The organism is Enterococcus sp. DIV0561 (assembly GCF_050539875.1).
GTDB classification, from domain to species: domain Bacteria; phylum Bacillota; class Bacilli; order Lactobacillales; family Enterococcaceae; genus Enterococcus; species Enterococcus faecalis.
The window spans coordinates 2795001-2809903 of the sequence record NZ_CP172927.1 but is presented as its reverse complement, the minus strand read 5'-3'; the positions used below and the strand labels follow the sequence as shown (position 1 = coordinate 2809903).

Annotated in this window: 11 protein-coding genes, 1 rRNA gene, 1 pseudogene and 1 other annotated feature (1 of these 14 only partly in view); of the genes and pseudogenes, 10 read left to right on the top strand and 3 right to left on the bottom strand. The window is 39.8% G+C overall.

Annotated features, from left to right (window positions below):
- Positions 1-231: 231 nt before the first annotated feature.
- The 9 genes and pseudogenes from IGM13_RS13380 to guaB all read left to right on the top strand — a co-directional run.
- Positions 232-1161, top strand: a pseudogene (locus tag IGM13_RS13380) (DUF3114 domain-containing protein); the annotation flags it as partial.
- A gap of 247 nt (positions 1162-1408) precedes the next feature.
- Positions 1409-2125: a 16S rRNA (guanine(527)-N(7))-methyltransferase RsmG gene (rsmG, locus tag IGM13_RS13375; RefSeq protein ID WP_010777313.1), complete on the top strand. Its 717-nt coding sequence runs from the start codon at positions 1409-1411 to the stop codon at positions 2123-2125.
- 15 nt (positions 2126-2140) lie between these two features.
- On the top strand, positions 2141-2902 hold the full coding sequence (locus IGM13_RS13370) for a ParA family protein (protein WP_002355976.1): 762 nt from the start codon (positions 2141-2143) through the stop codon (positions 2900-2902).
- Positions 2895-3785 carry a ParB/RepB/Spo0J family partition protein gene (locus IGM13_RS13365; protein ID WP_002355975.1) on the top strand — a complete coding sequence of 297 codons (891 nt, stop codon included), beginning with the start codon at positions 2895-2897 and terminating at the stop codon, positions 3783-3785. The genes IGM13_RS13370 and IGM13_RS13365 overlap by 8 nt, the downstream gene beginning before the upstream one ends.
- 117 nt (positions 3786-3902) lie before the next feature.
- Positions 3903-4088 carry a DUF951 domain-containing protein gene (locus tag IGM13_RS13360; RefSeq protein ID WP_002355974.1) on the top strand — a complete coding sequence of 62 codons (186 nt, stop codon included), beginning with the start codon at positions 3903-3905 and terminating at the stop codon, positions 4086-4088.
- A gap of 56 nt (positions 4089-4144) precedes the next feature.
- Complete coding sequence (gene ychF, locus IGM13_RS13355; protein ID WP_002355971.1) at positions 4145-5260, top strand: redox-regulated ATPase YchF; 1116 nt, start codon at positions 4145-4147, stop codon at positions 5258-5260.
- Positions 5261-5372: 112 nt separating this feature from the next.
- Positions 5373-6062, top strand: a complete 690-nt coding sequence (locus tag IGM13_RS13350; protein WP_002363563.1) for a DUF1129 domain-containing protein — start codon at positions 5373-5375, stop codon at positions 6060-6062.
- Between the two features lie 166 nt (positions 6063-6228).
- On the top strand, positions 6229-7911 hold the full coding sequence (locus IGM13_RS13345; protein ID WP_002419194.1) for a 6-pyruvoyl-tetrahydropterin synthase-related protein: 1683 nt from the start codon (positions 6229-6231) through the stop codon (positions 7909-7911).
- 157 nt (positions 7912-8068) lie between these two features.
- The gene (gene guaB / locus IGM13_RS13340) at positions 8069-9550 is read left to right on the top strand and encodes an IMP dehydrogenase (RefSeq protein ID WP_002355966.1); all 1482 of its coding nucleotides are present in this window, start codon (positions 8069-8071) and stop codon (positions 9548-9550) included.
- Positions 9551-9718: 168 nt separating this feature from the next.
- Here the strand turns inward: guaB and serS are convergent, their stop codons facing one another.
- The 3 genes from serS to IGM13_RS13325 all read right to left on the bottom strand — a co-directional run bounded on the left by serS (position 9719) and on the right by IGM13_RS13325 (position 13185).
- Entirely contained in the window at positions 9719-10990 is a 1272-nt protein-coding gene (serS, locus tag IGM13_RS13335; protein ID WP_002419192.1) for a serine--tRNA ligase, read from the bottom strand.
- An 87-nt stretch (positions 10991-11077) separates the two neighbouring features.
- Positions 11078-11284 (bottom strand) — a binding site (T-box leader).
- Positions 11285-11324: 40 nt separating this feature from the next.
- Positions 11325-12506: a sensor histidine kinase gene (locus IGM13_RS13330; RefSeq protein ID WP_002363566.1), complete on the bottom strand. Its 1182-nt coding sequence runs from the start codon at positions 12504-12506 to the stop codon at positions 11325-11327.
- A complete protein-coding gene (locus tag IGM13_RS13325) occupies positions 12496-13185 on the bottom strand; it encodes a response regulator transcription factor (RefSeq protein WP_002355963.1) in 690 nt (229 codons plus the stop codon). Before IGM13_RS13325 ends, IGM13_RS13330 begins: the two co-directional genes overlap by 11 nt.
- 666 nt (positions 13186-13851) lie before the next feature.
- On the opposite strand from IGM13_RS13325, the gene IGM13_RS13320 reads away from it, so the two are divergent.
- A 16S ribosomal RNA gene (locus tag IGM13_RS13320) occupies positions 13852-14903 on the top strand (it continues 509 nt past the right edge of the window).

The following is a 14903-nucleotide window of genomic DNA, read 5'->3' as shown; positions in this document are numbered from 1 at the left end:
TTTGTTGAAAAGAAGGCGCATTTTTACCATAGTTTCTTCACATTTAACGGCTATTATTTAAACATACCCGATAAACAAAACCCTAACAAAACACTTTTTCATTTTTTAACTCCTCCGCCCGCCCTTCCCCAAAGGGCGGGTTGTTTTTTTTGCGTTAAAGCAGTTGGCATTTTGCGGGGAAAGGATTATCATTATAGAAGAAGTATATAGAAAAAGGCGGCGAGAAGATGGGACGCTGGCTGGGACCGCCAAGCTGTTTATGGATTAGTGGAAAGCGCCATAAAAGACACGCGTTTCTTGCCACTTAAGCAAGCGAAAACAGCAGTCGCGGAACTGTTTTCTGAAGTGGAAGAAGTGGGCTCTTCAGCGTATGAGCGATTATTTCGCTTTTCGGCTTATCGTCCGCAAGAAAAGCTCTCGTTACTTTTATGGCAATTAGGTGCAGTGTTGGATCAACATGGCATGTTGCAATTAGTAGGACCTTATCGTTTCTCGAAGACGATTGCACCGCATGCGACGTTTTGGCACTTACTGGCAAAAACAGTTCAAAAAGCCTATCCGTTAGGTCTTCTTGGGAGCTTTAATCAAGAGAAAGCGAAAAAGATACATCAATTGAGAATGTATATTGATCGTCAAAATATCACGTATATCCGCGATTTTTTTAAACAAGAAGGGGACACCGATGAACAGGCATTAAAACGTTATGTTTTTGCGGCCAAGCCGCAAGGAATGGGCGGGCGGAAACTGAAAAAAAGCTCTGCTCGTTTGCATAACAAATACCCTGAGGGGGCATCTTGTTCTTTAATTAATAAGAAACGATTGACGCCTAATTTTCACAGTGAGTTTATTTTGAATGAAGAAGGGACCTTTGTAACCCAGTGGGATGTGTTAGTTGAGGACTGGCGAGGCAGATTAATTAGTAATCCAGCCTATTATCAAGCGGCCAAAAACAGTGAATACCAGGAAAAAGTCTTGAATGGTGAATCGTTTAATTATGCAAATCGGAATAATCGTACCCATGAATTACTAGATAGTTCACCACCAGGGAGATTTGATCATCAATTACGAAAAATAGCCAAAAAAGGTTGGTTAAGTCCCCGTATCCAAGAATACGACTACCGCAGAGAACGACAAATAAAGTGCGATGATTATAGTAAGTAAAACAAGCCAATGTTTCACATGAAACATTGGCTTGTTTTAATCTTAGAGAAAGGCGGTTTTCGTTGCCGCCAATTGAACATTTTGGCCCATGGCTAGAGACTTTTTACCACATAAAAAGGCGGTTTTTTCTTTTATCATTCAGGCAAAAATCTTCCGAAAAGCATTGCAAGAAATTGCTATTTGCGTTAAAGTAGGAAAAGATGATTGTGAAACATTTTTCTGTTTCACAAAAAAGGAAGGAGTCTTTATGCTACCCGAAGAATTTAGACAACTATTAGCCGCAAAAGGCATTGAATTGACAGACCAACAGATGACACAATTTGACCAATATTTCCATTTATTAGTAGAATGGAATGAAAAAATGAATTTAACAGCCATTACAGAAGAAAAAGAAGTTTATTTGAAACATTTCTATGATTCTGTTTCGTTGGCATTCTTTGAAGATTTTGCCAGTGACAAAGCCATTTGTGATGTTGGCGCAGGCGCAGGATTTCCAAGTATTCCTTTGAAAATTGTTTTTCCTTCATTAAATGTCACAATTGTTGACTCTTTAAATAAACGAATTACTTTCCTAACAGAGTTGGTGAATCAACTAGGTTTGGCTAATGTTTCTTTGTATCATGATCGTGCAGAAACATTTGGTCAAAAAGCAGAATTTCGTGGCGCGTTTGATTACGTTACAGCGCGAGCAGTTGCACGGTTGAATGTTTTAAGTGAACTGTGTTTACCCTTAGTTAAAAAAGAAGGCTATTTTTTAGCCTTAAAAGCATCGAAAAGTGAAGAAGAAATTAATGAAGCAAAACCTGCAATCGCTACATTAGGCGGTCAATTTCAAAAAGAAGTTGATTTTACTTTGCCGATTACGGCAGACGAACGCCACATTGTCGTGATTCAAAAGAAAAAAGAAACCCCTAAAAAATATCCCAGAAAACCTGGATTACCAAATAAACAACCGATTAAATAAGATGGAGGCACACACATGACACGAATTATTTCTGTAGCGAACCAAAAAGGCGGCGTTGGTAAAACAACGACCACTGTAAATTTAGGCGCATGTTTAGCAAACTTAGGCAAAAAAGTCTTACTGATCGACATTGATGCACAAGGAAATGCTACCAGTGGCATGGGTGTCCCTAAACCAGATGTCGCACACGATGTGTATGATGTCCTTGTAAATGAAGAACCAATCACTAGCGTGGTTCAACATACCAGCCGTGAAAATTTAGATATTGTCCCTGCTACTATTCAATTAGCAGGCGCCGAAATTGAGTTAACTTCAATGATGGCTCGAGAATCGCGCTTGAAATTAGCAATTGATGAAGTAAGAGACATGTATGATTTCGTTTTAATTGATTGCCCGCCTTCTCTAGGGCATTTAACAATCAATGCTTTTACAGCAAGTGATTCGATTCTAATTCCTGTTCAATGTGAATATTACGCATTAGAAGGCTTGAGTCAATTGCTAAATACGATTCGCTTGGTTCAAAAACATTTTAACCCTGAATTGAAAATTGAAGGGGTCTTGTTAACCATGTACGATGCTCGGACCAATTTAGGTGCCGAAGTCGTGGAAGAAGTCCGTAAATATTTCCGTGAAAAAGTCTATGACACGATTATTCCAAGAAATGTCCGTTTATCCGAAGCACCAAGTCATGGTTTACCAATCATTGACTATGATATTCGCTCAAAAGGTGCCGAAGTGTATCAAGCACTAGCAAAGGAAGTGTTGGAGAATGAATAAAGGCAAAGGTTTAGGCAGAGGCATCGATGCCTTGTTTCAAGATATCGCAAAGCTAGAAGATGTCGACGTTAAGAACGAACAAGTGACAGAAATTCTATTAAACGAACTTCGTCCCAATCCTTACCAACCGCGGAAAACATTTGATGAAACCTCTTTACAAGAACTTGCAAACTCGATTCTACATTCCGGTGTGTTTCAACCGATTATTGTCCGTAAATCGGCAGTTAAAGGCTATGAAATTATTGCAGGTGAGCGTCGGTTCAGGGCTTCTAAATTAGCCGGCAAAGAAAAAATTCCTGCAATTATTCGCGAATTTGATGAAGAATCCATGATGCAAGTTGCTGTTTTGGAAAACTTACAAAGGGAAGATTTAAATCCGCTAGAAGAAGCAGAAGCCTATGAAATGCTAATGAAAAATTTGAAATTAACACAAGCGGAAGTCGCAGAACGTTTGGGCAAAAGTCGTCCGTATATTGCCAATTATTTACGGTTGCTAACCTTACCTGATGCGGTCAAAGCAATGGTTCAAAAACAAAGCATGTCAATGGGTCAAGCACGGACGTTATTAGGCTTGAAGAACAAAGAACAGCTATTACCATTAGCTAATCGTTGTATTAAAGACAATTTAACGGTTCGACAATTAGAACAACTTGTCGCTGAATTAAACGAAACACAAGGCAAAAAGGGCAAAAAAGCGAAAAAAGCCATCAAAGAAAAACCCATTTATATTCGTGAAAGTGAAGACCGTTTAATGGATAAATTTGGGACAACCGTAGCAATTCAAGAAAAAGAAGGCAAAGGAAAAATTGAAATTGAGTACTTGTCCTCTTCGGATTTGGCTAGAATTTTAGATATTTTAGATATTCATTTTGACGAGGAATAAGAAGCAAGGTGAGAAAGTAAGATAGAAAGTCACAAATCCTTTTGCTAGTTTCGTTAAAAAATGGTATTGTAATCATGGTATTTTTATATAAGTAAGAGAAGAAAGAAGGCTTGGAACATGTATGATTTAGGCGATATTGTCGAAATGAAAAAGCCGCATGCTTGCCAAGCAAATCGTTGGCAAATCATTCGCATGGGCGCTGATATCAAAATCAAGTGCACGAATTGCGGGCATATTGTCATGATGCCGCGTCGTGATTTTACTAAAAAATTAAAAAAAGTAATCGAGAAAAAAGCAGACTAATGCTTTGATGCCTCTAATAGAAAAGAGAATAGACTGAGAGAAAGAGTGGAAAACAAATGGCACTAACAGCTGGAATTGTCGGCTTACCAAACGTTGGTAAATCGACCCTATTTAACGCAATTACAAAAGCAGGAGCAGAAGCTGCAAATTATCCCTTTGCAACGATTGATCCGAACGTCGGCATGGTTGAAGTACCAGATGCCCGTTTACAACGCTTGACAGAACTAGTAAAACCGAAAAAAACAGTTCCCACAACGTTTGAATTTACAGACATCGCCGGAATTGTTAAAGGTGCCAGCAAAGGAGAAGGGCTGGGAAATCAGTTTTTAAGTCACATTCGTCAAGTAGATGCAATCTGTCACGTGGTTCGTTGTTTTGATGACGAAAATATCATGCGTGAACAAAATCGGGATGCGGATTTCGTTGATCCTTTAGCAGACATTGATACAATTAATTTAGAGCTAATTTTAGCAGATTTAGATTCAATCAATAAGCGCTATACTCGCGTGGCTAAAATGGCGAAAGCAAAAGATAAAGAAGCGGTGGAAGAATTAGCTGTTTTAGACAAAATTAAACCAGTTTTAGAAGAAGGTTTATCTGCTCGTACGATTGAATTTACGCCAGAAGAAGAGAAAATTGTTAAATCTCTTTTCTTATTAACCACAAAGCCGGTCCTTTATGTAGCAAATGTTTCAGAAGATGAAGTGGCGGATCCAGACAACAATGAGTATGTACAACAAGTTCGTAATTTTGCAACCAGTGAAAATGCGGAAGTAATCGTGGTTAGTGCGCGAGCAGAAGAAGAAATTGCTGAATTGGATTCTGAAGAAGACAAGGCTGAATTTTTAGAAGCAATGGGTATTGAACAATCTGGCTTAGATCAATTGATTCGTGCGGCTTACGATTTGTTAGGCTTAGCTACCTACTTTACAGCTGGTGAACAAGAAGTTCGTGCGTGGACGTTCCGTAAGGGAATCAAGGCACCTCAAGCAGCTGGGATTATCCACAGTGATTTTGAACGAGGCTTCATTCGTGCGGAAACTGTTTCTTATGAAGACCTAGATAAATATGGCAATATGCAAGCTGCCAAAGAAGCGGGCCGTGTTCGTTTAGAAGGAAAAGACTACGTCGTTCAAGATGGCGATGTTATGTTGTTCCGTTTTAACGTTTAAGAAAAGACCCATGCCCAACAAGCAATTTGTTTTGGGCTAAGCCCACATATTTAAGGCCATTCAGCCGTTTAGAAAGAGGTTCCCTCTACATGAGGGTGAGGAGGATACAACTATGGAAGCAGAAGCATTACGAGCAATCGTGGCTGAGAATCGTCAATTAGAACAGAATTTGACTAAAAGAAATGAACAATACATTTTTGACTTAAAAAAATCATTAAAAGCGGCTAATTTATCTGAAGAAGAGCTAGCATTGGCTCTACACGGTATTTTGCCAGAATTAGTAGCCGGTCAAAAAACAGGCAAAACAGCCCGTCAGTTATTTGGCACTGTTTCAGAACGGACGGAAGCAATTTTAAATAAACCAGCAGAAGTCAAAGAACCAGCGGGCTGGATGATTTGGCTCGACAATACCTTACTATTGCTTGGTTTATTAACAATCATGTTAGCGGCGATGTCTCTATTTTCAAAAGGAACCGCACAGCCTCTCGGATTAACCACATATATCTTAGGTGCGATGGCTGGGGGTTATGTTTTCTATCTAATGCACAAATATGTTTACCGTTTTGATCGTCAAGGTGGCGACAAAAGCAAACGTCCTGGTTGGTTAAAAACGACCGCCATTCTATTTGGTGGGATGTTCTTGTGGATTGCAGTTTTCGCCGGTTCAGCGATGCTGCCACCAGTGATCAATCCCATCTTAGATCCGATGATTGCTTTAGTAATCGGTGCGTTAGCCTTTGTAGCACGCTATTTCTTCAAGAAAAAATACAATATTCAAGGTAGTTTCATGACACGTCAATAAACGGCGCGCGCTCAATTGTGAAGGCGCTCGGCTGACGCAGAAACTGCAACAAGCAAAGTCGCTCTCTCAATAGAGCGTTTTAACAGTTAAAGCCTGGGGGATTAGTCGAAAAAACTAGTGTCCCAGGCTTCTGTTTTCAGAAGTTTGCTAAAGAAAGGAGCCTCTTATGGGACAACAAGTGAAGTCTTGGTGCCGTCAACACGAGCGGCTACTCATTTTTATTAGTTTTCTCTTATTAAGTGGACTTTCTCTTTATTTTGTCTATTTTCAAGAGAATTTTTTACGAGCAAGTGATTTCCGCTTTCATCAAAATCGGGTGGAAGGTCTCGCATTAGCAATTAAAAACAACGACTGGTTTCCTAAAATCAATTATTTTTTCTTGGGAGGCTATGGCTATGCCTCTAGTTTGTTTTATCCAGATGCGTATCTTTATTTGCCTGCGCTTTTGCGTGTTCTGGGGCTTTCCTTTGTCGCTAGTATGGCGATTTTTGTGTTTGCGGTAAACTTGGCAACATTTAGTCTTACTTATTATGCAGGCCGATTAATGGCGCTCTCTAAAAAAAGAAGCTATCTCTTTGCCATTTTGTATGGCTTATCTATTTACCGCATGCAAGACTTGTTTAATCGCCAAGCGTTAGGAGAATTTTTGGCGCTAAGTTTTTTTCCGTTGGTCTTAGCGAGCCTGTTTTTATTACGAAAGGGAACCACGAAATGTTGGCCGTTGTTAACGCTGGCGATGACTGGGATTGGGTTGGCTCACTTTATTTCTATTGAAATGGTTTCTATTTGGATTGGGTTATACATTCTGTTTTATTGGCAGCAGTTTTTTAAAAAGGAGGTCCTGTGGGCATTAGCGAAGGCTGCAGGTCTGACACTGCTTTGGCTGGCCTTTTATCTTTTACCAGTTGCTGAACAAATGAAAAATCAAGTGTTTAAAGTTACGTCCAATCCACTCACTTATATTTCCGAAAGAAGTTATCCTATTGTTTCTCTTTTCATTAATAGTTTAAAGAGCAGTGTTTTTCACGCGAAAACAGCGAATCTAGGAACCCTTTTGTTTGTGGGGCTTGTTGTAGCAGTGGTTTCGCTTGCCAGCAAAAAAATTCAGAACAAACGGTTTATTGGTTTGACGCTGGTACTCTTATTGATGGTTACCACGCTTTTTCCTTGGCACTTGCTGAACCACACGCCTTTAAATACAATTCAGTTTCCTTGGCGGTTTTTAGGGATTCTTTCTGTAATGCTCGCTTTTTTCATTGCACAAGACGAATGGGGCGTTTTCCGTAAATCTTGGACCGTGGCTTTGTTGGTTTTCCTTGCCATCAGCAATTTAGGCATTTATCAATATCAAAGTATTCAGTCACAACAAGGCCGCCTGTTAACAAAAGCTGAGTATGAGCAGCCAGCCCCTTTTTATATCGGTGCGGGCCATGAATATTTACCAGATGAAATCAATTATCAGGAATTATTGAAACAGAAAAAACGACCACTTGATTATTCGGCAGAACAAGTAACCATTACAAACGTTAGAATGCCTTATGGGAAAATTTCATTTGACTACCAAGTGGTGAAGCAATCAGCGAAGGTGACCGTTCCTTTTATTTATTACTTAGGCTATCAAGCCACGATTCAAATGAAAAACCAAACGGGCGCTAAAAAAATGAGCCTAACCAATCAAGGAGGCTTAGCCGCTCTTTCTTTATCTGGTACAGGACATGTCGACATCCGTTACCAAAGAACAAAAGTGCAAAAAATAGGGACAATGATTACCTTGCTTTCTGTCGGCGGTTTTGGATTTAGCCGATTTTTACAACAAAAAAAGAAACACAAGATAAAAGAACAACGATGAAAGTAGGACCTTAATTAGGAAGAGTTGAATAAAGGACAAACCGATTTTGGCGTTTTGTCCTTTATTCCTCATTGATTATTTAAACAAATCTAGTTGACTTCCTTAGTATTATCTGTTATTTTCATATATAAAATTAAGTCGAGGAGTGGACAAAAAAATGTCAAATTGGGAAACAAAATTTGCGAAAAAAGGTCTTACATTTGATGATGTGCTATTAATCCCTGCAGAAAGCCATGTCTTACCAAATGATGTAGACATGAGTGTACAATTAGCTAAAAATATCAAGTTAAATATTCCATTGATGAGTGCCAGTATGGATACTGTTACAGATAGTAATATGGCAATTGCGATGGCTCGTCAAGGTGGACTAGGTGTCGTACATAAAAATATGACTGTCGCCCAACAAGCAGACGAAGTACGTAAAGTCAAACGTTCTGAAAGCGGCGTTATCATTGATCCATTCTTTCTAACACCAACAAACTTAGTAGCGGATGCAGAAGAATTAATGAGTCGTTACCGTATTAGCGGTGTGCCAATTGTAGAAACAATGGAAAACCGTAAATTAGTCGGAATTATTACAAACCGTGATATGCGTTTTGTAACGGACTACCAAATCAAAATCGAAGAAGTCATGACAAAAGATCATTTAGTCACTGCGCCAGTTGGCACATCTTTAAAAGATGCAGAAAAAATCTTACAAAAACATAAAATCGAAAAATTACCAATCGTTGATGAAGCAGGTCGCTTAAGTGGCTTAATTACAATTAAAGACATTGAAAAAGTGATTGAATTCCCAAATGCTGCCAAAGACGAACATGGTCGTTTACTTGTGGCGGCAGCAGTCGGTGTCACTAGTGATACGTTCGAACGTGCGGAAGCATTATTAGAAGCAGGTGCGGATGCGATTGTTATCGATACTGCACATGGCCATAGTGCCGGCGTTATTCGCAAAATTAAAGAAATTCGTGAAACGTTCCCTGAAGCAACATTAATTGCTGGTAATGTTGCCACTGCTGAAGCAACCAAAGCATTGTATGATGTCGGCGTTGATGTTGTTAAAGTTGGTATTGGACCTGGTTCAATTTGTACAACACGTGTCGTTGCAGGTGTTGGTGTTCCTCAATTAACAGCGATTTATGATGCTGCTTCTGTGGCTAGAGAATATGGTAAAGCAATTATCGCTGATGGCGGTATTAAATATTCTGGTGATATCGTGAAAGCCTTAGCTGCTGGTGGACACGCTGTAATGCTAGGAAGTATGTTAGCTGGTACTGATGAATCTCCAGGCGAATTTGAAATTTATCAAGGCCGTCGTTTCAAAACTTACCGTGGCATGGGCTCATTGGGCGCAATGGAAAAAGGATCAAGTGATCGCTACTTCCAAGGAAGTGTCAATGAAGCAAACAAATTAGTACCAGAAGGAATTGAAGGACGTGTTGCCTACAAAGGAAGTGTTTCTGATATTGTCTTCCAATTAATCGGTGGCTTGAAATCAGGGATGGGTTACGTCGGTGCAGCAGACCTGAAAGCGTTGCGTGAAGAAGCACAATTTGTTCAAATGAGTGGTAACGGATTGAAAGAATCACATCCACATGACGTTCAAATCACAAAAGAAGCACCAAACTATTCTGTTCAATAAAATAAAAGCTGATTTTTTTAAAATTTAAAAGAGGCAGACGTCATTTCGACGTCTGCCTCTTTTTCTGTAGAATGAAGGAGTTGCTTCTGTTTCCACCGTTTATCAGGCTCCTTTTTCTGTAGAATAAAAGCCGTTATCTGATATCAGACAACGACTTTTATTCTCCCTTTATTTAATAACTGTTAGGTTACCCATGTAAGGAACTAGGACTTCTGGTACAGTCACAGAGCCATCTTCGTTTTGGTAGTTTTCTAAAATAGCAGCGACTGTCCGTCCCACGGCTAAACCAGAACCATTGAGGGTATGCGCATATTGGACTTTATTGTTTTCATCACGGTAACGAATCATCGCACGGCGCGCTTGGAAATCTTCACAGTTTGAGCATGAACTGATTTCACGGTACGTCTCTTGAGCAGGAATCCAAACTTCCAAGTCATAAGTTTTCGCAGCTGAGAAGCCCATGTCACCTGTTGAAAGAGCCATGACACGGTAAGGTAATCCCAGTTTTTGCAGAATTTCTTCGGCATTATTCGTCATTTTTTCTAATTCCTCATAAGAATGCTCTGCATCACTAAATTTAACCATTTCGACTTTATTAAATTGGTGTAAACGAATTAACCCACGTGTGTCACGACCAGCGCTACCAGCTTCAGAACGGAAAGAAGGGCTCAAGGCCGTAAAGTAAATCGGTAAATCCTTGCCATCTAAAATTTCATTGTTGTAGTAATTAGTTAACGGGACTTCTGCCGTTGGGATTAACGTTAAATCCGTATCTTGTAATTGGAAGACATCTTCTTTAAACTTAGGAAATTGGCCAGTTCCGAACATGGCGGTGTCATTAACGATATAAGGCGTAATCATTTCTGTATAGCCATGTTCATAAACATGTAAATCTAACATGAAGTTGTATAACGCACGTTCTAAGCGAGCACCTAAGCCTTTGTAATAAACAAAACGGCTACCAGCTACTTTGGCACCACGTTCAAAATCTAGAATGCCTAAGTTTTCAGCGACTTCCCAGTGTGGTTTTGGTTCAAAAGCAAAAGTTCTTGGTTCACTCCAACGACGTACTTCTACATTTTCTTCTTCACCAGCACCGACAGGCACAGAATCATCTGGTAAGTTCGGTAAAGTAGTTGTGATCCCACGTAGCTCTTCGTCAATAGCGTTAATTTCTGCATCTAACGCTTTAATATTGCCGCCGACTTCTTTCATTTCCGCGATTTTGGCCGTTGCATCTTCTTTGTTCCGTTTTAATTGAGCAATTTCAGCAGACACATCATTCCGGTATTTTTTCATTTCTTCGACTTTGACTAATAAATCACGGCGACTTTCATCTAAACGCAGAAATTCCACTAAGATTTCTTCTTTCACGCCACGGGTTTGTAGCTTTGCTTTTACTTCGTCAAAATTTTGACGCATCATTTTTACATCTAACATATTTTTTCCTCCTTAAAATTAGTACATAATCAATAATAACTGTTGTAGAAAACAACAAAAAAGCCATCTCACCCCAAAAATAAATATTCTTGGGACGAAATGACTGGAAATCTCGCGGTACCACCCAAGTTCAGTAATGTTACTGCCCTTGATTTGCAGATAACGGCTGCAGACCGTTCCAACTTATTTCGCTGGACACCTGGAAGAGACGGACTTCTTTATAGATGAATGTTTGCTCGCACCCCCGCAAACTCTCTGGAATTCAGTGCCATAAATACTTTTTCTCTTAGTTTTCTCTTTTCTATAGAATACCGAAAAAGTTCAGGGATGTCAATTAACTCTCTGATTTCTTGTTGGTACGCTGTAAGGGTAGATGAATAATAAAGGAGGTCCACTTTTGATCAGACTTCGCATAAATATATCCACCATGTAAAGCGACAATACTTTGTGCAATAGCCAGACCTAAACCAGTTCCACCCGTTTCTTGTGATCGGGATTCTTCGACACGATAGAAGCGATCAAATAACTGATCTAAAGAATGTTTAGGAATAGCTGGTCCATCATTGCGAACAGCGATAATTGCTTCGGTGCCGACTTTGTCTACTTCCATCACAATATGATGGCCACCTTTGCCATATTTCAAAGCGTTTGAAAGAAGGTTGTTAAAGACTCGGACTAGTTTTTCCGTATCGCCTTCCATCATTAAAGAAGCTGGATTGGCTTTTACTTGGATTTGCATATTAATCTTTTTCGCTTCCAATTCAAAATCGGCAGCAAGCTGTTCAATTAATTGTGCCATATCAAAAGTCGTCGTATGAATCGGTACACTTGGTTGACGGACTTTTGTATATTCAAAAAGATCATCAACTAATAATTTCATTTGTTTCGCTTTGACGTAAGCGGTATGCGTATATTTCAGTAAATCTTCTTGGCTATGAAATTGACGATCTTCAATCAATCCCAGATAACCAATAATAGAAGTTAACGGTGTCCGAATATCATGACTGACATTCGTAATTAATTCATCTTTTGATTTTTCAATTCGCCGTTCATCTTCAATGGCTGCGACAGTACTATCCACCAGACCGTTAATACTCGTCACGACTTTTGCTAAATCACCACTTAATTCAAACGGAATGCGGTGATTGTAATTACCATCAGCGATGTAATGTAACTCACTGATAATATGACGCAATTGCATTTGATGGTAGCGACGAATTAAGCGCCAATAGAGAACAGCTGCATCTACTAAAAAGAAAATGGGTAAGACAAATTTATTCCAGCTCCAAAACAAATCAGTATTTAATTCTTTAGCGACCGCATCCTTAGTGGCCCAGATGACACCAGCTAAGGGCGAGTTTTCACTAAGTAGTTGTCCTAAAAGGAACATAATTGAGACATTTAATAGTAGTAATAAAACAATTGTCACAATTGCTTCTGCTAATAACTCGCTGATTTCTTTAGAAGTTAAGGTAATTCGTTTTTGTTTTTCAATCTTTTTAGGTTTAACGAGCATCGATCTTATATCCAACTCCCCACACTGTTTGAATGACTTTTTCTCCACCAGTTGCTTCTTCAATCTTATCTCTTAAATGACTGACGTGAACCATCACGGTTTTAGCAGAAACAATACTTTCTTGTTGCCACACACGCTCAAAAATTTCATCCGCACTAAACACACGATTTGGATGACTAGCTAATAGATAGAGGATACCAAACTCAAGAGCGGTTAATTGAATTTCTTTTCCTTCTATTGTTTTGACTTCGTGAGAGTCCTTATTAATCATTAATGGGCCGACTTCTAATTCATCGGGTTCCTCTTTGGTTAATTGCATTTGGCTTCTACGTAAAATAGACTTCACCCGAGCCATTACTTCTAAAGGATTAAAAGGCTTGGTGACATAATCGTCTGCACCAGCAACTAAGCCTTTGATTTTATCCATATCGGTTGTTTTTGCTGTTAACATAATAATTGGAATTTGCGATTCTTTTCGAAGTTCTTTCACTACTTCCATTCCATCCATGATTGGCATCATAATGTCCAAGATTAATAAATCGATATCTGGTGTTGTGTGCAATTTGGATAATGCTTCTTTTCCATCATAAGCTTTCACGACTTCGTATCCTTCATTATGAATATAAATACTCAATAGTTCTACAATTTCTTTATCATCATCTGCAACTAAAATTTTCATAAGCGTTCATTTCCTCCATATATAAAAAAATCTCTTTTCCATATTTTAACAAATAATTGCTAAAAAGGACAAAATCCTTGATATATTACGATAAATTTAGAAGATTTTGCTAAAAGTTAATAAACTATAGCCAAAAAAGGATGAAAGGGGGTAAAAAACGAACGAAAATACCTAGACCAATCATAATAATCGGTATTGAAAAAAAGTTTAAAAAAAGTGAAAATAATGATTGACCAATGCTTGAAATCTTGGTATATTATTACATGTCGCAAGGCGAGTCACACAGCTGAGCGATTCAGAAATCAATAATTAAATAACAATTCTTGATTTCAAATCTCTCGAAAAAAGTTTGAAAAAACAACAAAAAAGTTGTTGACAAATAACAAACGAGATGATAAGATATAGAAGTTGTCACAACAGACAACAACGACCGAGCAAAACAACTTAAAAAACTTTTTTAAAAAAGTTCTTGACATTCAAACGAAAGTTTGTTATGATATAAAAGTTGCTGCGAGGTAACGTAGACCTTTGAAAACTGAACAAAGAATAGACGAACCAAATGTGTAGGGCGTCTTGATTCAATTCAAGACAACAAACATTTTTAACAAGCAAGCAATATGCTAGCAAACAAATTGAGCTTAACAATCGCAAGATTGTTCTAACTTTTATTATGAGAGTTTGATCCTGGCTCAGGACGAACGCTGGCGGCGTGCCTAATACATGCAAGTCGAACGCTTCTTTCCTCCCGAGTGCTTGCACTCAATTGGAAAGAGGAGTGGCGGACGGGTGAGTAACACGTGGGTAACCTACCCATCAGAGGGGGATAACACTTGGAAACAGGTGCTAATACCGCATAACAGTTTATGCCGCATGGCATAAGAGTGAAAGGCGCTTTCGGGTGTCGCTGATGGATGGACCCGCGGTGCATTAGCTAGTTGGTGAGGTAACGGCTCACCAAGGCCACGATGCATAGCCGACCTGAGAGGGTGATCGGCCACACTGGGACTGAGACACGGCCCAGACTCCTACGGGAGGCAGCAGTAGGGAATCTTCGGCAATGGACGAAAGTCTGACCGAGCAACGCCGCGTGAGTGAAGAAGGTTTTCGGATCGTAAAACTCTGTTGTTAGAGAAGAACAAGGACGTTAGTAACTGAACGTCCCCTGACGGTATCTAACCAGAAAGCCACGGCTAACTACGTGCCAGCAGCCGCGGTAATACGTAGGTGGCAAGCGTTGTCCGGATTTATTGGGCGTAAAGCGAGCGCAGGCGGTTTCTTAAGTCTGATGTGAAAGCCCCCGGCTCAACCGGGGAGGGTCATTGGAAACTGGGAGACTTGAGTGCAGAAGAGGAGAGTGGAATTCCATGTGTAGCGGTGAAATGCGTAGATATATGGAGGAACACCAGTGGCGAAGGCGGCTCTCTGGTCTGTAACTGACGCTGAGGCTCGAAAGCGTGGGGAGCAAACAGGATTAGATACCCTGGTAGTCCACGCCGTAAACGATGAGTGCTAAGTGTTGGAGGGTTTCCGCCCTTCAGTGCTGCAGCAAACGCATTAAGCACTCCGCCTGGGGAGTACGACCGCAAGGTTGAAACTCAAAGGAATTGACGGGGGCCCGCACAAGCGGTGGAGCATGTGGTTTAATTCGAAGCAACGCGAAGAACCTTACCAGGTCTTGACATCCTTTGACCACTCTAGAGATAGAGCTTTCCCTTCGG